The 21136-nt window shown below is 61.9% G+C and carries 19 protein-coding genes; 5 read left to right on the forward strand and 14 right to left on the reverse strand.

Features of this window, described 5'->3' with window-relative positions; genetic code table 11:
* Positions 1 to 4: 4 nt before the first annotated feature.
* Positions 5 to 751, reverse strand: a complete 747-nt coding sequence (locus AABA34_RS11100; protein ID WP_338302680.1) for an SDR family NAD(P)-dependent oxidoreductase — start codon at positions 749 to 751, stop codon at positions 5 to 7.
* Between the two features lie 294 nt (positions 752 to 1045).
* On the opposite strand from AABA34_RS11100, the gene AABA34_RS11105 reads away from it, so the two are divergent.
* The 3 genes from AABA34_RS11105 to zapE are packed head-to-tail and all read left to right on the forward strand — an operon-like array spanning position 1046 to position 3428.
* On the forward strand, positions 1046 to 1828 hold the full coding sequence (locus tag AABA34_RS11105; RefSeq protein WP_034954191.1) for a succinate dehydrogenase iron-sulfur subunit: 783 nt from the start codon (positions 1046 to 1048) through the stop codon (positions 1826 to 1828).
* Positions 1829 to 1832: 4 nt separating this feature from the next.
* A complete protein-coding gene (locus AABA34_RS11110) occupies positions 1833 to 2294 on the forward strand; it encodes a PaaI family thioesterase (protein WP_338302681.1) in 462 nt (153 codons plus the stop codon).
* Between the two features lie 12 nt (positions 2295 to 2306).
* Positions 2307 to 3428: a cell division protein ZapE gene (gene zapE / locus AABA34_RS11115; RefSeq protein ID WP_338302682.1), complete on the forward strand. Its 1122-nt coding sequence runs from the start codon at positions 2307 to 2309 to the stop codon at positions 3426 to 3428.
* Between the two features lie 7 nt (positions 3429 to 3435).
* Here zapE and AABA34_RS11120 read toward each other — a convergent pair whose 3' ends face one another.
* The 13 genes from AABA34_RS11120 to AABA34_RS11180 form a co-directional block, all read right to left on the reverse strand.
* A complete protein-coding gene (locus AABA34_RS11120; RefSeq protein WP_338302683.1) occupies positions 3436 to 4389 on the reverse strand; it encodes a crotonase/enoyl-CoA hydratase family protein in 954 nt (317 codons plus the stop codon).
* A gap of 194 nt (positions 4390 to 4583) precedes the next feature.
* Positions 4584 to 6482, reverse strand: a complete 1899-nt coding sequence (locus AABA34_RS11125) for an XrtA/PEP-CTERM system amidotransferase (RefSeq protein ID WP_338302684.1) — start codon at positions 6480 to 6482, stop codon at positions 4584 to 4586.
* 14 nt (positions 6483 to 6496) lie between these two features.
* Positions 6497 to 7528, reverse strand: a complete 1032-nt coding sequence (gene xrtA, locus AABA34_RS11130) for an exosortase A (protein WP_338302685.1) — start codon at positions 7526 to 7528, stop codon at positions 6497 to 6499.
* The gene (locus tag AABA34_RS11135) at positions 7518 to 8744 is read right to left on the reverse strand and encodes a TIGR03087 family PEP-CTERM/XrtA system glycosyltransferase (RefSeq protein ID WP_338302686.1); all 1227 of its coding nucleotides are present in this window, start codon (positions 8742 to 8744) and stop codon (positions 7518 to 7520) included. Before AABA34_RS11135 ends, xrtA begins: the two co-directional genes overlap by 11 nt.
* 10 nt (positions 8745 to 8754) lie before the next feature.
* Positions 8755 to 9816, reverse strand: a complete 1062-nt coding sequence (locus tag AABA34_RS11140; RefSeq protein WP_338302687.1) for a FemAB family XrtA/PEP-CTERM system-associated protein — start codon at positions 9814 to 9816, stop codon at positions 8755 to 8757.
* Entirely contained in the window at positions 9813 to 10748 is a 936-nt protein-coding gene (locus AABA34_RS11145) for an XrtA system polysaccharide deacetylase (protein WP_338302688.1), read from the reverse strand. The genes AABA34_RS11140 and AABA34_RS11145 overlap by 4 nt, the downstream gene beginning before the upstream one ends.
* A 1-nt stretch (position 10749) precedes the next feature.
* Positions 10750 to 11898, reverse strand: a complete 1149-nt coding sequence (locus AABA34_RS11150) for an XrtA/PEP-CTERM system-associated ATPase (RefSeq protein ID WP_338302689.1) — start codon at positions 11896 to 11898, stop codon at positions 10750 to 10752.
* Between the two features lie 18 nt (positions 11899 to 11916).
* On the reverse strand, positions 11917 to 13533 hold the full coding sequence (locus AABA34_RS11155) for a preprotein translocase subunit YajC (protein WP_338302690.1): 1617 nt from the start codon (positions 13531 to 13533) through the stop codon (positions 11917 to 11919).
* 2 nt (positions 13534 to 13535) lie between these two features.
* Positions 13536 to 14510: a P-loop NTPase gene (locus AABA34_RS11160; RefSeq protein WP_338302691.1), complete on the reverse strand. Its 975-nt coding sequence runs from the start codon at positions 14508 to 14510 to the stop codon at positions 13536 to 13538.
* A 10-nt stretch (positions 14511 to 14520) separates the two neighbouring features.
* Positions 14521 to 16044 (reverse strand): XrtA system polysaccharide chain length determinant, encoded by a 1524-nt coding sequence (locus tag AABA34_RS11165; protein ID WP_338302692.1) that lies wholly within the window; start codon positions 16042 to 16044, stop codon positions 14521 to 14523.
* Positions 16045 to 16059: 15 nt separating this feature from the next.
* The gene (locus AABA34_RS11170; protein WP_338302693.1) at positions 16060 to 16701 is read right to left on the reverse strand and encodes an XrtA/PEP-CTERM system exopolysaccharide export protein; all 642 of its coding nucleotides are present in this window, start codon (positions 16699 to 16701) and stop codon (positions 16060 to 16062) included.
* A 172-nt stretch (positions 16702 to 16873) separates the two neighbouring features.
* A complete protein-coding gene (locus AABA34_RS11175; RefSeq protein ID WP_338302694.1) occupies positions 16874 to 18106 on the reverse strand; it encodes a pyridoxal-dependent decarboxylase, exosortase A system-associated in 1233 nt (410 codons plus the stop codon).
* On the reverse strand, positions 18103 to 19650 hold the full coding sequence (locus AABA34_RS11180) for an acyl-CoA ligase (AMP-forming), exosortase A system-associated (RefSeq protein WP_338302695.1): 1548 nt from the start codon (positions 19648 to 19650) through the stop codon (positions 18103 to 18105). Before AABA34_RS11180 ends, AABA34_RS11175 begins: the two co-directional genes overlap by 4 nt.
* Positions 19651 to 19689: 39 nt before the next feature.
* Between AABA34_RS11180 and AABA34_RS11185 the strand changes: the two genes are divergently transcribed.
* Both AABA34_RS11185 and AABA34_RS11190 read left to right on the forward strand, forming a co-directional pair.
* Complete coding sequence (locus tag AABA34_RS11185; RefSeq protein WP_338302696.1) at positions 19690 to 20715, forward strand: GNAT family N-acetyltransferase; 1026 nt, start codon at positions 19690 to 19692, stop codon at positions 20713 to 20715.
* A gap of 147 nt (positions 20716 to 20862) precedes the next feature.
* Positions 20863 to 21129: a phosphopantetheine-binding protein gene (locus AABA34_RS11190; RefSeq protein WP_034954823.1), complete on the forward strand. Its 267-nt coding sequence runs from the start codon at positions 20863 to 20865 to the stop codon at positions 21127 to 21129.
* Positions 21130 to 21136 lie beyond the last annotated feature (7 nt).

Consider the following 21136-nt stretch of genomic DNA (forward strand, 5'->3'; position numbering starts at 1 on the left):
GCCGTCAGGCCGGGATTTCGTCGCCTTTGTAATCGAACACCCGGCCCGATTGTTCGGGGCCAAGTGCTGACAGCACGCCAAGCAGATTGGCCGCCGCCACATCCGGCGCGGTCAACTGCCCGTTGGGGAGGTTCGACTGGAATGGCTGCGACAGGCGGCTGTCCACCGTTCCCGGGTGCAGGCCGACGATCACACCATGCTTGTGCGTGCGGCCCATCTCCAGCGCGAAATTACGGATCAGCATGTTGAGCGCGGCTTTCGACGCGCGATAGGAATGCCACCCGCCAAGGCCGTTGTCGGAAATCGACCCCACGCGCGCAGACAGGGCCGCGACAACGAAACAGCGATTGCGCGGCATCAGCGGCAGGATGTGCTTGGCAACCAGTGCGGCGCCGATCGTGTTGATGGCGAACACTTCCGCCATCGCTGCGGGATCGAGCCGCTTGTAAGTCCGCTCTGGCCCGCTACCGTCGGCTAGGGTCAGGACGCCGCTGGCAATCACCACCCATTCGGGCGGATCGGCTTTCATCATCGCTGCTGCTGCGGCGATGGTGCTTTCATCCTTCAGGTCGAATGCGAAGGGTTTGAAAGGGCCGCCTGCCGGGGCAGTCCCTTGCCGCGAGCCGGCGTAAACGGTTTCGCACCCGGCTTGCGCCAGCGCCTCTGACAAGGCCAAACCGATCCCGCCGCTGCTGCCGAACACTGCGGCGGTGCGGGGGCAAGCATTGGGCCAATTTCCTACACTATCCATATGCTCTACAGCGGAGGAATGCGCATGAAGTTCCCGAAAACCGGCCCCGCTGCGGCAATCAGACGACGCGTGATCGAAAGTTCACAGGCCAACTCGAATATTCTCTGTTTTTTCGCTAATTATCAGATTCTTGCAGCGATTCCGCTATTTTTCAAACCGCCCCTTTCGGTGTCACACCCGGGGCAACGATTGAATGTCATGCAAAACGCCTCACAATCCTCGCAACACTGGCGGCTTGCCTCACCCGGCACAGGCGCTAAGTAGAGGCGGGGCAACCAGGGATCACAGATAACAATGGCGACTTTCACCCTTCCGAAGAACTCGACCATCCGCAAGGACGGCAAGGTGCACAAGGCGAACGGCGGCAAGCGTGTTCGCTCGTTCAAGATCTATCGCTATGATCCCGACAGCGGCCAGAACCCGCGCTATGACAAGTTCGAAATCGATCTTGATGAATGCGGCCCGATGGTTCTGGACGCGCTGTTCAAGATCAAGAACGAGATCGACCCGACGCTGACCTTCCGCCGTTCGTGCCGCGAAGGGATTTGCGGTTCGTGCTCGATGAACCTCAACGGCAAGAACGGTCTTGCCTGCACCACCGCGATCGAAGACCTCAAGGGCGAAATCCGGATCACTCCCCTGCCCCACATGGATGTGATCAAGGATCTGGTGCCCGACTTCACCCATTTCTACGCACAATACGCCTCGATCCGTCCGTGGCTGCAAACCGTCAGCACCACGCCTTCGGGCAAGGAGCGGCTGCAGACCCCGGAACAGCGCGAGAAGCTGGACGGGCTATACGAATGCATCCTGTGCGCGTGCTGCTCGACTTCGTGCCCGTCGTACTGGTGGAACAGCGACAAGTTCCTTGGCCCGGCAATCCTGCTTCAGGCGTACCGCTGGCTGGCTGACAGCCGTGACGAGATGACGGGTGAGCGTCTGGATGCGCTGGAAGACCCGTTCCGCCTGTATCGCTGCCACACCATCATGAACTGCGCGAATGTCTGCCCCAAGGGGCTTTCGCCGGCCAAGGCCATCGCCGAAACCAAGAAGATGATGGCCGAGCGCGCGATCTGATCCGGTGACGCTGAAGGACGACGTATTCGAACACGGCCCGGACCCTGAAAATCCGGGCTGGCGACACTGGAATCTCAAGGATCAGACCCTGTTCAACGGCGCGGTGATGGGCAAGCTCATCACCCGAGTCGACCCGGACGGGAAAGCGCGCCTGCGGATGTTCCCGCAGCGGCATCACCAGAACCTGCAAGGCATCATCCACGGTGCGGTCACGCTTTCGCTGATCGACATCGCGCTGTTCACCACCATGCACAACATCGGCTCGGGCAATGCCGGTCCTTCGGTGACGCTGGAGCTTTCGACCCAGTTCGTGGGCGGCGGCGATCCTGACCGGCCGATGGACGCCGTTACCGAAATCGTGCGGGAAACCGGCAAGCTGGTGTTCGTGCGGGGGCTGGTGGAGCAAGAGGAAGACGTTGTCGCCTCTTTCTCCGGCATCGTGCGCAAGATGCTGCCGCGCGGGTGACGGCGGCTCACAATGCCCGGTCTGATAGCCCGATACGAACAGCTGATCGCCAATGGCGAATTGCGAGCCGATCCCGATCAACGCCGCGCGGCCGAACGGCTCGACCGGCTCCAGCGGGAACTCGAGGCAGTGCCACCCAAGCAAGGGCTGTTCGCCCGGCTGACCGGAATGGGAACAGCGCCGCCTGATCCGCGCGGCGTATATCTGTGGGGCGGCGTCGGGCGCGGCAAGTCGATGCTGATGGACCTGTTTGTCGAAACGCTCGCCATCCCGGCAAAGCGGCGGGTCCACTTTCACGAATTCATGCTGGAGGTCGATCGGCTCGTGGCTGAACAGCGCAAGGCCGGCCTCAAAGACCCGTTGATCGCGGTAGCACTGCGCATGGGAGAGCAATTGCGATGCCTCGCATTTGACGAAATGGTCGTCACCAACACTGCCGATGCGGCGATCATGGGACGCTTCTTCACCGCGCTGATCGAGAGCCGTACGGTCATCGTCACCACCTCCAACCGGCCTCCCCACGATTTGTACAAGGACGGGCTCAATCGCTCGCTCTTCCTGCCTTTCATCGATCTGGTCGAACGCAAGCTGGACGTGCTTTCGCTTAACGGGCCGACGGATTACCGGTTGGAACGGATCGGCGGGCTTGCGACGTGGCACGAACCGATCGGCGATGAAGCAACGGCCCAGGTGCGCGAGGCATTCTTCCGACTCACCGATTTCGCGCCTGAGGATGCCGCCAATGTCCCAAGCGCCGAGCTTGATCTGAGCGGCGGGCGCAGCCTCCATGTACCCAAGAGCCTGAAGGGTGTGGCGGTGTTCAGCTTCAAGAAGCTGTGCGGTGAGAACCGCGGGGCGGCCGATTATCTTGCGATTGCGCAGGCCTATCACACGGTGATTCTCGTCGGCGTCCCGCGCATGGGACCGGAAAACCGCAACGAAGCGATCCGCTTCACCAAGCTGATCGATGCGCTGTACGAAAGCCGGGTCAAACTGTTCGCCACTGCCGCAGCCAAGCCCGATGATCTCTACCGGTCAGGCGACGGTGCCTTCGAATTCGAACGCACGGCAAGCCGCCTCAACGAAATGCAGAGCGATGAATACATGGCGCTAGGCCACGGGCTGGAGCGATAAGGGAGCCTCAAGCCGCGGCTATACGATCCGCGAGCCGAGCCTGCGCGGCCACAAGGCGGCTCATCACTTTCAGGTCCTGTTCGCGCAGTTGCAACGCGGTGTCAGCCCACATCTCGGTGATCCGGTTGAGCTCTGCCAGTTCCAGCTGCCACACCCGCTTGATCGCGCGCCGCGAACCCACCAACCCCGCGTGACGACGATCGGAACGCTTGATGAAATCGCGCACCGCATTCACCCCGTCACCTGGTTCGGCGAGATGATGCACAATCCCCAGTTCGTACATCTGCTCGGCGGCGAAAGTCTCGTTCGAGACGATGATCCGGTCCGCCATCGCACTGCCCAGCTTACGCGCAAGCAAGGCATGCGCACCCATGCCAGGGTAAAGCCCGAACATGATCTCAGGCAGGCCAAAGGTCGATTGCCGCTCTGCAACGATGTAGTCGAACGAAAGCAGCGCTTCGAAGCCGCCCCCGAGAGCCGTGCCCTGCACCAGCCCCACTGTCAGCATCGGAATGCCCAGCGTCTTGATATTGCGATCCAGAATTGCACAGCAACGGTGGCCATATTCCACCAGACCCGCGCGATTGCGTTCGCGGATAAGACGCTGGAACAGGTCGAGATCGCCGCCAAAGCAGAAAACATCCGGCGAACGGCTGCCAAGCACGAGATATTTCAGGGGCACCTTGCCCGGCCCAAAGCCTGATTCGATCAAACTCTGCCACTGTTCGAAATCATTGAGCATGGCCGGAGTAAAACTCGGTCGACCTTCGGGATTCATGAATGTCCAAAGGGTTGCACTGGTGTCTTCGTAAAGAACATCCAGTTCCTGCAAGGCGAACAGTTCGTCCGGTATTGAGGAATGCAACACACTTTCGGCAAGCAAGTCTTCTTCGCCTGTGAGAGGCACTGCCTTGCCCGCGCTGCTATCCATAACCATCACTCCGCCTGGACCCTTACCCACGTGGCACTCGCTGGATACCGCATGAGCTTCACGACCTTTTTGGTCTGCGTTGCGAATCCTAATCCAGCGTTTGTAATGGAAGCAAATGATTATTTCTCTTTACAGGACGAACCGAGTCTCAAATCGGGTCAGCCCAACCCAAGATCATGCCTAAAAATTGCTTAACTGTGGATAACCGCAAGTATTCGCGGCGATCACATGGATGCGCCAAGCCGAGCCAGGGATTTCTCGAGCATCAGCAACTGCCAGAGTATTCGCGAATGGTCGCTGCGTCCGGCAATATGAGCTTCCGCCATGCGCGAAACTGCTCCCGGCTGGAACCACCCGGATTGCGCCAGCATCGAGCTTGAGCCTATCGCGCGTGCCTGCGCGCTGAGAGGCCCGCGGAGCCACTGTGCGATCGGGGTCACGAAGCCCTGCTTGGGCCTGTAAAGAATATCCTGTGGAAGATACCGTTCCATGCACTTCTTGAGCAGGAACTTCCCCGTTGTACCGCGCACCCGCATGCTCTCGGGCAGGCGCGCGGCAAATTCGATCAGACGGTGATCAAGCAAGGGCTCACGCGCTTCGAGGCTCACGGCCATGCTGGTGCGATCGACCTTGGTCAGAATGTCACCGGGCAGCCAGAACGCCAGATCGGCATATTGCGCCCGGTCCAATCCGCTGCGGGCCGGCGCATTCCGCATCAGGTCTATCAATTCGGCTTCAGCATGGAAGCCGCCGAGATGTCGCATGAACCCGGTTGAGTAGAACGAATGGCGCTGCTGGGTGGTGGCAACCGAAAGGCCCCGCGCATAACCTTCTTCCCCGGTTTCGGCGAGCGCCAATAGCGTCGCCTTGGCCCGCAAAGGACGCGGCGCCCAATCGGCCTTGGGCCAGGCTCTTCCAAGCGGCCCGAACACCGATTGGCGCAATCCCTGCGGTATCAAGCGCCTGACGCGCTCTTCGTTGTGATGGAACACCTGCCTGCGATATCCGGCGAAGGCTTCATCCGCGCCATCCCCGGACAGCGCGACCGTCACCTTCTCGCGGGCCAGCTGGCACACCCGCCATGTGGGCAAGGCAGAGGCATCGGCGAAAGGTTCGTCAAACATGCCGACCAGTCCGTCGATAGCGGCAAAGTCATCGGGATTGACTGTGCGGGCTTCGTGCTGCGTCCCGAACAATTCGGCGACCTGGCGCGCATAGCCGGTTTCATCCAGCGCCTCGACATCGAAGCCGATCGAGCAGGTGCGCACAGGTTCATCGCTCGCCTCGCTCATCAGCGCCACCACGCTGGAGGAATCGACCCCGCCCGACAGGAACGCCCCGAGCGGCACATCGGCGACCATGCGCGATTGCACCGCTTCGCGCATCAGATGGACAAGCTGAGCCGAAAGGTCTGCCTCGCTACCCTTGACCCGATCGGCCAAGCAGATGTTCCACCACCGCTGCGGCGCAGGCACGGGCTTGCCCTGTTCAAGCAGCATGAAATGCCCCGCAGGCAGCTTCTCCACGCCGGACAGGATGCAGTGCGTATCGGGGACATAGCCCCAGGCGAGATAGGCATCGACAGCCTGATGATTGACCCGTCGCCGCAACAACGGATGCGCCAGCAGGCCTTTGAGCTCCGATGCGAAAGCGAGGCTGCCGTCGGAAAGGCGAGCCATATGCAACGGCTTTACGCCGAGCCGATCTCGCGCAAGCAGCAGCTGGCGCTTGTCCAGATCGTAGAGCGCAAAGGCGAACATCCCATTGAGGCGCGACAGGCAATCGACGCCCCAGCGCTGCCAAGCCGCAAGAATGACTTCGGTGTCGCCTGAGGTGCGGAACCTTGCCCCGCCCTTTTCCAACTCGCTGCGCAGTTCACGGAAATTGTAGATTTCGCCGTTGAAGACGATGACCGCGCGCCCGTCCGCCGAGTGCATCGGCTGCGGCGATCCCTCGAGGTCTATAATCGACAGCCGGCGATGCCCGAGACCAACTCCCGCGTCGGTCCATACTCCAGCCCCGTCAGGGCCGCGATGCACCATTGCATCGCACATGCGCTCAACCCGGACAGGATCGACCGGCTTGGGCGTTTCAGCATGAAAGATACCGGCGATCCCGCACATGATGGGTGCGGCGGTTAGCCGATAGCGGCCGGGCCGACAATCGTTGCGACAATCGCTGCCATGATTGCGAGCCCGGCAAGCCCGGCAAGGATCACCGCCGGTGAAGCCGCCTTGCCATCAAAGCGTTGCAGCGCAGTTAGGCCCTCGATCTCGCCAGGGGTCCAGCCATAGTCCTCAGGCTCGCGCTCGAAATAGCGCCATGCCGCCGCCAGCAGGACAGCAACCACGATGGCGAAGAAGATCCAGCCATAGAAGATGTGATCGAACCCGGCGGCAAATTCGACGCCTTGGCTCTGCGCGATGTAGATCGTTCCCCATGCGCGGATGCCGTTGGCGATAATGGGCACGATGATCGAAGCCAGCATGAACAGCGCACGCCGTTTCCAACTGTTGAACCGTGTAAAGCACACCAGCACCGCCAGCGTGATCATGGCGACAAGGAACCTCACGCCGGAACAGGCTTCGGCAACGATAAACAGGCCGACGGGCGTGTCGATATAGATGCCGTCGACCTCGGCGGGGATCCCGCTCCAATGGGTCAGGGCAACGGCAATGTCGGCAGTCATCGATTGCAGCGCCGGGATGAACTCGTCCCCGAACGGAACCAGAAGCGCCCCAAAGCACAGCGGCAGCGCGAGGAATGCCGACACGCGGGGTCCAAGGGCGGCAATCACCATTCCCTGAAGCGCTCCGACGGCACCTGCATGGGCGATGATGTTGATCCCGCTCGCCCGGCCCACCAGCCACAGCGCCAGACCCGCGGCCACCACTGCAAGACCCGGAAGCCAAAGGCGCGGCGAAAGCTTCGCCAGTTCCTCGGCCTTGATCAGAAACAGCCATGCGATGATCACCGGAACGATCAGGATGTGCGTGTAGGTGTCGATGTTCCACCATTGGTGCGCCATCTCGCCCCATTCGCGGAACGTCACCGCAATCAGTGCCAGGGCACCCGCCAGCAAGAGCGCGAGCGGACCACGCCATTGTTCGGGCAAGCCCTTCGCGAGACGACCCTGCTGCCATCCGGGAGCGGTGGTTTCAGGCTGCATTACGTGCTCCTTCGCCTGCCTCGGCGACCAGTGTTTCAAGCGGTGCCAGCATCGCATCCCAATCGTGCGATCTGAGGACGAAGGCTCGCGCATGGGCACCCATCGCCATGCCATCGGGATCATTTGCGAAGTGGGTCTTGAGCCGTTCGGCCATCAGGTCGGCATCGGCTACGCACTGCATCCAGTGAAGGCCGTCAGTCGCTTCAATCCCCGTTGCCGCTTCGGGAGTGAGCAGAGCCGGCTTTGCCATCGCCATCGCTTCGAGAACCTTGTTCTGAACCCCGCGCGCAATCATCAGCGGCGCCAGCACGACATCTGCCGCGGCCACAAAGGGGCGCACATCGGGGACTTCGCCCCATACGGTGATCCCTTCGCGGTCCGAGCGCGATTGGAGCGCACGTGTGGGATTGCGCCCCACGACATGGAATTCGGCTTCTGGATATTCGCTCCTGACCCTCGGCATAAGCGTGTCAGTCACCCACAGCGCGGCGGCTTCATTGGGAGGATAGTCCATCTGTCCGGTAAAGACGAAGTGCGGCCCTTTGCGGTCTGCAATTCCGGCATGGGGCTTAACCGTGTCCGGATCGAAGAATTGCGCATCAATGCCATTGCCCAGCACCCGAACATCGGCGAGCAACGGGTTGGTAAGCCGCGATTCGAACAGCGCCGCTTCGTTGTCGCTAATAAGGATGGTGGCATCGGCTCGCTGGGCAAGCCGTTCCTCCTCACGCGCCAGCAGACGGGCTTCGCGGGCGTTGATCCAGGCCCGCTGACCGGCCTTGGCATAGGATTCGAACTTGGCGCTATCGACATCGCACAGGTCGATGATCACGCGGCCCTTGAACCCATCCGGCACGTATTGACCCATCTGGCCCGAAAACACGACAATCGCCGATATCGGTTGGCGGGCGAGCGTTTGCTCAACCCATTGGGCAAGCCGGGCGCTGTGAAACGCTGTGAGGCTGACAGGCTTTGCCGCCAGCAATGCCTGGACCCCTGCCAGCGCCAGCGGCTTGGTGCGATCGACCACACGATGGCTCGCTGCGATATCAGCCAGCTCGCCAATCGCTTCGCGGTCGGCATCGCTTTCGGCAAAGCAACCAACATGGACGGGGGCAATGCGCGCCAGCTTGCGCAGCAGGTGGTGCGCTCGGATCTTGTCACCGCGATTGGGCGGGAACGGTATGCGATGCGCAAGGAACAGGATGTCTCCCATCACGCCGCACCTAGGCCAGATCGCGCGCGATGAAGGGGCCGATGGCATTGGCGAGAGGCAGGGGAAGCTTCTTCCAAAGCTCGATACGGCTCGAATAGGTATCGCTGGTGGGATCGATATTGCGCGCCTCCGCACCCGGCGCGGTCCATTCGCAATAGGTCAGCGGCTGAGGCTCGAAACCCCAGTTCTTCTTGAAATGGAACGGGCCGCTGCCGGTCTTGGAGCGCCCGAAATCGAACCGGCTCATGCCCTTGCGCCGGGCGTGCAGCATCAGCTCGTAATACATCAGTTCGTTGGCACGCGCCCCGCGCGCGGCGAACGATCCGCCGCCCCAATAGGGCATCACCGCACCATCGTGATAGAAAGACAACACGCTCGCGAGTGGGGTATCGCCGGAATAGACCGTCAATATGTCGCTGGTATCCGGGAAGGCATTCAGCATTGCCTTGAACAGCGCACGGGGAAACACCGGAGTCCCAAGGTTGCGGACGCTTTCGCTATAGACCGCGTAATGCGCGGCGATATCTGCGGGTGAGCGCCCTGTCCGGACAGTCAGCCCGTTCTTCAATCCCTTGCGAACCTCGGCGCGAGCCTTGCGCGGAATGGCGAGCAGTTCGGCTTCGTCATCGCTCGCCAAAGCGCGCTCGAACCCGCAGTGCTTGTCGCTCCATTCGCACCAGCCTTCAGGCACAGGGCCACCGCGCAGTTCGACGCTGGGAAAACCGTATTGGGTCGCATGGGCTTGCGCCGCAACAGCCAGCGCAGCCGCCGCACTGCCATCATCCGCAAGCACGCCGCCCCCCACGCCGAAACCGCTGGAGACCAGCGCCTTGCCGAACAGCTTTGAGCGCACTTCGGTGAGCGGCAACCAACCGGTGATCACACCCATCTGCTCGACGATAAAGCCACAAGCCTTTTGTCCGGTGCCTTGCTCCACGGCAGAAAGCCATGCCGGCAGGTGGAACAGGCTGCCCTGACGGCTGCGGACGAAATCGGCGACCCGCGCACATTCGGCACGGTCGGTCAGATCGGCGCGGCTGACGCGTTGGCGAGCCTGAACCGGGGCATTCATTGCGCCGGTTCCACATCTGGTTCGGGCAGTATCAGATCAACAGCCCGCTTCGCTTCGCGGTGCGCAAGCGCATCCATCCGGCCCCAGTTGAATTCATGCACAAGATCGCGCAGCTTTCCGGCCATCTTTTCAAGGCCCGTGTAGTGGCGCAGGCGCGAACGGATCGGGGCGTTTTCGACGCGAGGCTGCTGCGGGTCGATTTCCCACGGGTGGAAATAGAACACCGCTGGCCGTTCGTCGCGGCGGTTCACCTGCCGGATCGCCCAGCGCGAAAAGCCATAGGGCAGAACGCGAAAAAAGCCCCCTCCCCCGGCGGCAACCCGGCGCCCGCCGAGCATCGCGGTGGTCACGGGGATCTCGACAAGCTCCGACCAGGGCAGCGGACGGAAGGCAAATCGCGGCGCATCGGGCCAGCCATAGTGATCGTGAGTGATCGGCGCGACGCTGGACGAATAGGCATAACCTTGTTCGGCCAACTCCATGAAGGCCCATGGGGTGCGTCGATCAATCGAGAAGCTGGGGGCGCGATAGCCCGAAACCCGCTGACCCGAACGATCCTCGAGAATTTCGCGAGCAAGCCGTATGTCTTCGCCGAAGCTCTTGCGATCAAAGCTGAAGACGCGGGCATGATCATAACCGTGACTGGCAATCTCATGCCCGGCATCGGCAATCCTTCGGATCATCGCCGGATACCGTTTCGCCACCCAGCCAAGTGTAAAGAATGTCGCCTTCACATCGGCTTCGGCAAACAGATCGAGAATGCCTGCAACATTGTTTTCGATCCGCGTGGCAAGACCATCCCAGTCGGCCCGTTCGATCACATTTTCGAACGCGCCGACCTGGAACCAGTCTTCGACATCGACCGACAGGCCGTTGACGATACTGCTGGCCTTGGGACTGTCTTCCTGTGGGAACGGGCTGTGGGCGTTCATATCACGCGGCCTCGCGCGATTTATCGTCCTCAAGCCATTCGATCAGCATCGCCAGAACATGACGGAACGAGCGTTCCTGCTCTTCAAGCCGCGCTTCGATCCGGTCGAGCGCGTCGTCCACCTGCGGGGCCACTACCGCGCCAGCAGTTGCGGCCTTGCGTCCGGCGGCCTGCAGTTCGCTGATCGCGGCTTCGAGTTCGGCAGTGCGAGCATCGCGCTGGGCCAAGAGCGCAGCGACTTCGCCCGCAGGCACACTGTCGTTTCCCGGCTCGCTGGACGGTTGTGCTGCCTTGGGCTCGATGCTCAGCGGGCTTGGGTTTTTGCTCGCTCCACGAGCCTGATCCGAAGCCATCTCGGCCAGAACCGCGTCGAGCATGGCCGTCCCGACGGTTTCCTTCTCCTCGATCGCGCCCAGCAGCAGCAAGCGGTTCATCACCTGGTTCACCCGGCGAGGAATGCCGTCGGTCGCAGCGTAAAGCGCGGGCAACAGCCCTTCTTCAAGGATCGGGCGGCCATCCCAGCCAACCTGCTTCATGCGATGGACGATGTAGTCCTCCACCTCGTCAGCATCGAGCGCCTCAAGATGGTGTGAGGCAATGATGCGCTGGCGCAATTGCTCAAGATCGGGATGATGCGCCAGCGTGCGGCGGAATTCCGGCTGCCCCAACAGCAGGCTTTGCAACAGGGGATGCGAACCCAGCTGGAAGTTTGACAGCATCCGCAGTTCTTCAAGCGCGGTCAGATCAAGGTTCTGGCACTCGTCTACCACCAGCAGGCAGCGGCGTCCCTCGCGCGCTTCGTCCTGCAGGAAACGTTCGATCGCTCCTAGCGCGCCAGCCTTGTCATGCCCTTCGACCGCAAGCCCGAAAGCCTGTGCGACGACATGGATCAGTTCCTCCCCGTCGAGCGCGCTCGTCACCACTTGCGCCACAGTGAGCGCCTTCGGGTCGATCCGCTGCATCAGATGCGCGACCAGCGTCGATTTTCCCGCGCCCACTTCACCGGTGATGACGATGAAGCCTTCACCCTGATTGAGGCCGTACCCCAGATAGCTCAGAGCCTTCTTGTGGCTGGCGCTTTCAAAGTAGAAATCGGGATCCGGCGTAAGCTGGAAAGGTCGCCCGCTGAAGCCGTAGAATTGATCGTACATGGGTTAAGGGCTCCGTGGTCAGAAATCGTAGCGCAGGCCAAGCAGCGCGGTTGCGGTGGCAAAGTCTTCGGCGGTGAAATCGCTGTCGAAATAGTCGACCGCGAGAGCGGCACGGGCCGACAGGCGATCGGTGAGCGACCGGTTGTAGGCAGCCGAAGCGCCAAACGCGGTCAGATCGCCGCCTTGTGCCGCACCGTCGAACCAGGTGACATAGGCGTTGGTCTGAAGGCTCGCATTGCGGCCAAGTTGCCGAGTGAGCGCGCCGGTGACGTAATAGCTTTCATCAGTCAGACCGTCGGCTGCTTCAAGAGCAGTCCCGGCAGCAGCGATGAAGGTGCGGCGATCATATCCCGCACCCAATACCGCCGTGAGACGACCGACCTGACGTTGATAGCTGGCAGCGATGCCGCGCCCGCGGAAGGCAGCGGAGCGAACCGAGCCGAGCGAATTGATCAGGCCCGATCCTTCGGAGCCGGAAACGAGCCCGCCAAAGTCACCGGTAACCGGATTGCGCTGTGCGGTAAAATCGCTGCCCAGCAAGGCGAGCGAATTGTTCAGCACGCCGCCAAACCCGGTCACACCGTCATAGACGCTCGCGCTGAAAGCGCTGCGTTCGCTCGGGACGTAGGTGAAGGTCCCGTAATAGGTGGTCGAATCATAGCGTTCGCCAACCCGCGCCTCGAGCGAGGTGCGCGAACTGGGCCGCCAGAGAACGCCGACATCCCATAGCAATCCGTCGACATCGAAGGCAAGCAGGCGCGGCGACGAAGTATCGGTGACAAGTCGCCCGTCGGCCCCGACAATCGGATCCCCATTGGCATCGCGCAGCGCGTCGCGGCTCGAAACCTCGACATCCTCGTAACCCACGCCGGCAACGACTGCGAAGGTCGGGCTGAGGGGAACTGTGATATCACCGCGGATGAATACGTCGCGGACACGCTGATCGAGGTTGGAGATATCCTCCTGGAACCCGCCAGCAGTCACCGCAAGGCCAACCGGCAGCGGATTACCCGCGCGCGTGGCCAGTACGACCTGTCCGGCGTAGGTAACGCTGTCGTCGAACACGTCGACCGGATTGCCGTTGGCATCGATCACGGCTTCGTCGACTTCGAAACGGTTGTATCCGACGCGGGCGTTGGCGGTGATCGCGACAGGCCCGGCATTGGTGGTCAGCGTCGGCCCGGCATAGAGCGCATAGGTCTGGCTGGTGGCATCGCTGCCGACCAGCGGATTGGGCGAGACTGCCCCGCCCCCGTCAACCCGCGTGCGGCTGGCCAAGGCACCCGCTTCAAGGTTCAGCGTCTGCGGAATGACAGCAAGATAGCCGCGCGCGATCCCGCTAATCGTGTCGTTGTCGATCGCATCGCCATAACCGATGTTGCGTTCGTACCTAACGGAAACCGACGCCCCCGAATTGCGACCGATGGCGTTGAAATCGACGCCCGCCGCAATCTGGGTGAAGGTCAGCACATCATCGCCTGGAGTAAGCTCCGCGTTCAGAACCTGGCTGACTTCGATATAAGGCTGGATAGTGGTGGTGCGATCACCGCCATCCTGCGCGTGAGCGGCAGTCGCGCCTAGGCTCGCCACGGCGAAAGCGATACCGGAAATCAGGGGCTTGGGGGCAAACCGCATGGTCAATCCTCCCTTTCGCCGTAATCGCCAAAGCGGCGACCCGAGGGGCTGAACTGCGCGGCATTGAGCAGCAGCTTGATATCGGCGCAGGCGGAAAGCAATTGGCGCGCATCATCCAGTGCAGCGCGGCTGGTTTCGTCGGCGCGCACGACAAGCAGGGCCTGTCCGACATGCGCGGCCAGTTCCGCCGCGGGCGAAGCCGCCAGCGCCGGAGGGGTATCAAAGATCAGGAAACGATTGGGTGCGCCACGCGTCAGGCGATCGAGCACCTGGCCCGTGCGCTGACTGGCGAGCAGTTCCGCATCATGCACGCTGCCCGATCCTGCAGCCATGACAAACAGGCCGTCGATATCGGTCGGCGAAACAAGCGTTTCGGGCCGGATCGATTCATCGGCAAGCGCGTCCATCAATCCCGCCTCGGCCTCAATGCCAAGGCGACGGGTGACAGATGGATTGATCACATCGGCGTCGACGAGAACGACCTCGATGTCCCGCTCTGCCGCCAGCGCGATTGCAAGGTTGGTGGCGCAATAGGTCTTGCCCTCACCTGGATGGGGCGAACACACAAGGATGCGGCGCGCAGCAGCGTTCTTGCTTGCACGCGCATCGGCCAGAAGCTCGCGCTTTACGATGCGGAATTCCTCCAGAAGTCCGGTCACCGGCTCTTCGGGAACGATCAGACCCGCTTCCTTCAGATTGAACCGGTCAATCTCCATCAACGGCCCGCACAGCTTTACGCGCTGCTCTGGTGCAGGCTGCACGGTTGAAGCCTGCGGTGCAGCCTCTGTCGTTACCGGAGCCGCCTGAGCCGCAGGCGCAGGGCGCTTTTCCGGCGTTGCCGGGCGGATACGCGCGGCGGGCAAATCGCGGGGAACGCGCGACGGCCCAAGGCCATCAAGCCCGAATGCAGCATCGGCGCGCTCAAACAGCGACGGGCGAGCGGCGGTATCCTTGTTGATCTTGCTATGCTCGGTCATCTCGCCACCCTCACGCTATCGTTCCGACGGAGACGATCTCGATCGCCAACAGGATCAGCAGAACCCCGAAAAGACCCGCGCAGGCGCCGGCAAACTGCTTCAGCCGCTTGCGCTGCAAAACCTTGGCGGCCTCGGACACGGTCAGCGAAATCGATCCGATCACCGGCAGGCCCATGGCCCGTTCCAGCTTGTTCGGCGTGGCAAAGCTCGAACGCAGTTGGCTCATCGCATAGGCCACCCCTGCCCCCGCACCGATGCCTGCAATAAGCACGCCGATCAGCAGCAGCGGACGGTTGGGTGCTGCAGGCTTGCGCGGCACCACGGGGGGATCGATCAGGTCGAACTTGAACTGGCTGGTTTCGTCGATCACGTCGCCGCGCGTACGCAGCTTCTCGCGATCTTCGAGCAGCTTTTCGTAATTGGTCCGCAGCACGTCATAATCGCGGCTGATGCGGTTCGCCTCGGCCGCGACGGCAGGCTCCGACGCCTGGCTTGCAGCCAGCGATGCAATGGTCGACTGAAGGGCCGCGCGGCGGGCCTGAAGCGAGCCGATGCTTGCCTGACGATCAGCACGCAGGCCGACCAGCGAAGCATAAGCGGGATTGGGCGTTCCGCCCGCATCCTGCCCACCGGCGGCAGCGGCCTGCCGCGTCAGGATTTCGACCTGGCGGCTGGTGGAGACCACGTCAGGGTGCTGATCAGTCAGACCGCGCGAGCGCAATTCGGCAAGCTGACCCTGCGCCTGCAACAGCGCAGCCTGCGGCCCAACCGCATTGCCTCCGCCCACAATGGTACGCGGGGTGCTGGCGATCTGGTTATTGATTGAATTGAGCGCAATTTCCGCCGCTGCGAGATCGGCTTCGATATCGCGCAATTCGGTGCGGGCTTGCTGCACCCGCGCGATAAGCGTGCCTGATCCGCCGATGAGGTCAGGATACTGCGCCTCGAACGCCATCCGGCGCTCTTCGGCCTCTTCGAGCTCCAGCTTGCGCGCGTCGAGCTGCTTGTTGAGGTCGGCGATAGCGCCGCTGACTTCGGCGCGGTTGCCGGAAATGTGTTCCTCGCGGAAGATGTCGAGCAGCTTCTGAACGACGTTGCGAGCAAGCAGCGCGTTTTCGGAATCGCTGAGGTTGCTGACGCCGATTTCGGCGGTGATCGAGAACAGGTTGTCCTGTTCGCTTTCCACCCGGACTTTCTCGGCAAGCCTCGCGATCGCGGCGTCCATGTCGCTGCGTTCGGTGATGTTTTCACCCAGTTGCGTCGAGGTGATGACCTTTTCGAGGTTGATCGAGCTCAGAAGCGTCTGGCGCACCTTCATGATCTCTTCCTGACCATCCCCGGCGATGCCGAGCTGTTCGGACAGGACATCCTCCACATCGACGAAGATGCGCGCCTTGGACTCATAGGAATTGGGGATCATGGCAACGACCGCCCAGCCTAGTAGGCAGACGGCCCAGGTCACGCCGAGCGCCAGCCAACGCCGGTGCCAGACCGAATAGAGCGCCGTGCGCAGCTCTTCGAAAACTTCGTTCATCCTCCCGCGACGCTCCTAGAACCGGCTCTCGGGAATGATGATCGTGTCACCCGGACGCAGCATGACATTGGCGCTGCTGTCGCCGCGCTTGAGCAGATCATTGAGCCGAAGGCGATATTCGGTCTGCTTGCCCGTTTCGCGGTTGATCCGCAGCAGCTTCGCGCGGTTGCCCGATGCAAACTCGCTCAGCCCGCCGACGGCGATCATCGCGTCGAGGACGGTCATGTTCGCCCGGTACGGCAGCGATGCAGGCTGCTCGGTCGAACCGACAACGCGGATCTGCTGATCGAAGGTCGAATTGAATTCATTGACGATCACGGAGACGATCGGCTGCTCGATATACTGGACCAGTTCCTTGCGGATGTCCTCTTGCAGCTGGGTCGCCGTCTTGCCTACTGCGGGCAGATCGCGCACCAGCGGGATCGTGATGCGGCCATCGGGCCGCACCTGAATCTTCTCGGCGCTGAGTTCGGGATTGCGCCAGACGTGGATCGTGATCTCGTCCAACGGGCCGATGATGTATTCCTCGGTCGGAACCGTATCCGCCGCAACATAGCTCGCAGAGGGCAGTTCAGGGCCACCCGCTCCGCAAGCGGTTAGTGCGGTTGTAGCGAGGGCTATCCCTGCGATCCGAGGGAATTTCAGCGGTTTGGGCATCGATACCTATCCTTGGCCAATATGCGGACCAAGGGCTTGCGCGCAGTAGCTACCTGCACACCCACGATCCGCGAATTACCCGGACTTTCTCGCTGAAAATGGTGAACATAACGTTAGTAATAGAGGGCGAATTGCGGCCCCATCCCGTTATGGGACAACGGTTTAGCGACTTCTAAACCAGCACTTCCTCAGCAGCCCCGTGCCCCAGAAAATCGGCTGGAGAGGCCGTTGCGCCATAGGCTCCGGCGCAGAACACGGCGACAATATCACCCACGTCAGCGGTCGGCATCCACGCCTGATCCGCCAGCCTGTCGAGCGGGGTGCAAAGGCAGCCAACGACGTTAACCACCTCGTCGGCCTCGCCATCGTAACGGGTGGCGATGGCAACCGGATAATTGCGCCGAACCACCGTGCCGAAATTGCCCGAAGCGGCCAATTGATGATGCAATCCGCCATCGGTGACGAGGAAGGTAACTCCATGGCTTACCTTTCGATCAATTACCCGGCAAAGATAAACCCCTGCCTCTCCAACCAGGTAGCGGCCCAACTCGATGCACAACTGGGTGTCCGCCAGCACAGGCGATGCAGCATCAATCAGGCCGTGCAAGGCTTCGCCCACTATTCCGAGGTCGAGCGCTTCGTCGCCGGGGAAATAGGGAATTCCGAAACCGCCACCCATGTTGAGTTTCGGCAATGGGGCGCCGATTTCCTGCGTCAATTGCGCCGCCAGGCTGAGCACATTGCCCTGCGCCTCGATGATTGCATCCGCACTCAACGCCTGACTGCCGGTGAAAATGTGCAAGCCGCGCCACACCGCGCCCTCGCCGATCACTTTGCGCGCGAGTTCGGGGACGAGTGCCTGATCGACGCCGAATTGTTTGGAGCCGCCGCCCATCTTCATGCCCGATCCCTTGATCTCGAAATCGGGATTGACCCGGATCGCGATGCGGGGAGGTGTGCCAAGCTGCTGTCCGATCGAAAGTGCCCTTGTCGCTTCCCCCGCGGATTCGCAGTTCAGCGTCACTCCGGCGGCGATTGCCGCTTCCAGCTCGTCATCGCGCTTGCCCGGCCCGGCGAAGCTGACCCGCGCGGGATCGATCCCTGCTGCTTGAAGCTTTGCCAGTTCCCCAGACGAAGCGATGTCGAAGCCATCGACCAGACCGGCAAAGTGGGCGATCACATCCGGATGCGGATTGGCTTTTACCGCGTAATTGATCCCGACGCGGGCGGGCAACGCGGCGCGCAATTCTGCAATCCTGCGATCAATATGAGCGCGGGAATAGACGAACAGCGGCGTCTTGCCCGCCGCGCGCACCAGTTCGCTGGCCGTTTGCCCGCCAATCGCGAGCTCGCCATTCAGAACATCATAACCCGCAGGGATCGGGCCAACCGGCTTGATCTTCATGCGTGCTTCTCCCCGATCCGTTCCCGATACAAAGCCGCACGGTCAATCTTGCCATTGGCATTCAAAGGCATGGCATCGCGCCATTCGATCACATGCGGCTGCATGAAATTGGGCAGTTCCTTCTGGAGGATTTTTGCCAGAGTGTCGCGTTCGCTCTGATCCTGCGTCCCGCGCACGATCAGATGGATCGCATGCCCCAGACGACTGTCTGGAATGCCAAGTGCGACCGCCTCTGCCACCAAATCGCTAGCGACGGCGGCATCCTCGATCTCCTGCGGGCTGATGCGATTGCCCGCGCTCTTGATCATCGCATCCGTCCGGCCGACGAAATAGAGGAGGCCATTGGCCGCCCGCTTCACCGTGTCGCCCGACCAGACCGCGGTACCCCCATAGCGCGAATGCGCCGGGGCAGGTTTGAAACGCTCTGCCGTGCGCTTTGCGTCCTGCCAGTATCCCTTGGCCACCAGCGGGCCGCAATGGACAAGCTCGCCATCCTCCTCAGGATCAGCGGGCGAGCCGTCAGCACGCACGACAAGGATCTCGGCAAAGGGGATCGCCTGCCCCATCGAAGTCGGATGCCGGTCCACCATTTCGGGATCGAGATAGGTCGAACGGAAAGCTTCTGTCAGCCCGTACATCGGGTACAGGTTTGCCTGCGGAAACTGTGCCCGGAGATCGCCGACCAGTTCGGTGGTCAATGCCCCGCCGCTGTTGGTCAGGCGGCGCATGCTGGCGATGGCTTCCGCTGGCCAGTCGATTTCGGTCAATTGCACCCACAAGGGCGGAACCGCTGCGAGCGTGGTTATCCCGTGCGCGGCACAGGCCTTCGCGACGTCTCGCGGGAAAAGATAGTCGAGCGGCACCACACTGCCGCCTGCATACCAGGTCGAAAGCAGCTGGTTCTGACCGTAATCGAACGAAAGCGGCAGAACGGCGAGCGTCACGTCATCCGCCTGAAGCCTGAGGTAATGCGCCACACTGACCGCACCGAGCCACAGATTTGCGTGGCTCAGCATCACGCCCTTGGGTTTGCCCGTCGATCCGCTGGTGTAGAGGATGGCGCACAGATCAGCGGGATCGGCCATCGACGGGCCGAGTGCGAGTGCGGCATCATAGGCGAATTCCAGCGCCTCAGCCTCTTCGATCACTCTGCATGTGTCTGGCACGTCACCCGCTTCAAGCGATTTGAGCCGTGAGGCGGTGCCAATCAGCATAACCGCGCCGCTATCGCCGAGGATATGCGCGACCTGATGATGCTTCAGCAAAGGGTTGATCGGAACATGGATCAATCCCGCCCGCGCCGCAGCCAGCGGCAGCAGGCAAGTCAGCTCTCCCTTCGCCGCCCAAGAGGCCACTCGCTGGCCCTTTCGCCCAACTTCCCGTGCAAGCCACCCCGCAAGCCAATCGACACGCTGTCTTAACCCATCGTGGTTAAGCACCAGATTTCGCAGCACCAGCGCCGGTGCGTCGCCATGGCCATTGGCAACCGCCCTTTCGACAAGGTGGTCCAGCGGCAAGGGCGTGGGATCGGGGCTGTTGGGCATGGGTTAGCTTGCTGACCGTTTTCGGATGATGAATTTCTAATGATCGAAGCGCGGTATCACGACAGGGTTAACGTCTTGCAAGAGCTCTTTGCCGAGAGTTCCGCATGCGCGGCCCCAACTCCGTTCGATCGCGCCGAGTGGTATGCCCTGCTCAACGACACCGGATTGGTGCCGCTTATCGCGCTTGCCAGCGATGGCGATGGGGCTGCCGCGCTCGCCCTGACAGAGGATGCAGGCCGCATCGCCCCCTTGCGCAACTGGTACAGCTTCACCTGGCGACAGCTTGCCCCGCCCGGAGCAAAGGGCGACCGGCTGCTGGTCGAAATCGCGCGCCAATTGCGCCAGCGGGGGCATCGCGTGACGCTTGAGCCCGTCCCCGACGAAGACGGCTCCGCCACAAGGTTGTGCACCGCCTTTGCCGAAGCCGGGTGGCGCGTGGAGGCGAGCCGGTGCGACATCAATCATGTCCTCCATGTCGGTGGCATGGATTTCGACACCTACTGGTCCCAGCGCCCCGGCGCATTGCGCACCACCTTCAAACGCAAGGCAAAGAAGGTCGAAACGCAGGTCATCTGCCATTTCGACGATGCCTTGTGGAGCGATTACGAGGCGATTTACGAAGCGAGTTGGAAACCGCGAGAGGATCAGCCTGCAATGCTGCGCGAATTCGCCCGGCAAGAAGGGGATGCCGGACGCTTGCGGTTCGGCATGGCATGGCACGAGGGCAAGCCAGTGGCCGCACAATGCTGGACCGTCGAACACAGTACCGCTTTCATTCACAAGCTCGCCTATCTTGAAAGCGCCCGTTCGCTTTCGGCGGGAACGACGCTTTCAGCCGCGCTTTTCCGGCATGTGATCGACACCGACCGGGTCACGCTGGTCGATTTCGGCACGGGTGATCAATCCTACAAGGCGGACTGGATGAACGGCATCCGCCCGCGCTACCGTATCGATTGCCTCGACCTGGCGCAGCCGCGCGCGTGGGTCGACCTTGCCCGCCAAACCGCCCTTCGACTGCGCGAACCGGAAGTCCCCGCCCTTGCGCCCTTCCCTCCGCGTCGTTAAGGGCGCCGGTCAAGCCGTGCTGACCGTTCGTAAAACGCCCGGATGCGCGAGAAAGTCCCTGTGAGAGGAGCCATGATGAGCACTCAACCAGTTGTCGGTGAAGAGGGTGAAGGCCCCGATCAGGCTGCAAGCAAGCCGGGTCTCGCGATGAGCCGCGCCGCGCTTGATACCGAACTCAAATCGATCATCGCCGATGTCCTGGGCGTGGATGCCGATTTCGCCGATCAGCTGACCGATGACAGCGGCCTGTTCGGCCACCTGCCCGAACTCGATTCAATGGCGGTCGCGGGACTGCTGACGGAGATGGAAGACCGGCTCGACATCATCATCGAAGACGATGACGTCGATGGCGAAATGCTGGAAACCTACGGCGGCCTGCTCGCCTTTGCGGAAAGCAAGCTGGCCGAGGTCTGATCCCGGC

Origin of the sequence: Erythrobacter sp. Dej080120_24 (genome assembly GCF_036322605.1) — a bacterium.
Lineage (GTDB): Bacteria > Pseudomonadota > Alphaproteobacteria > Sphingomonadales > Sphingomonadaceae > Erythrobacter > Erythrobacter aurantius.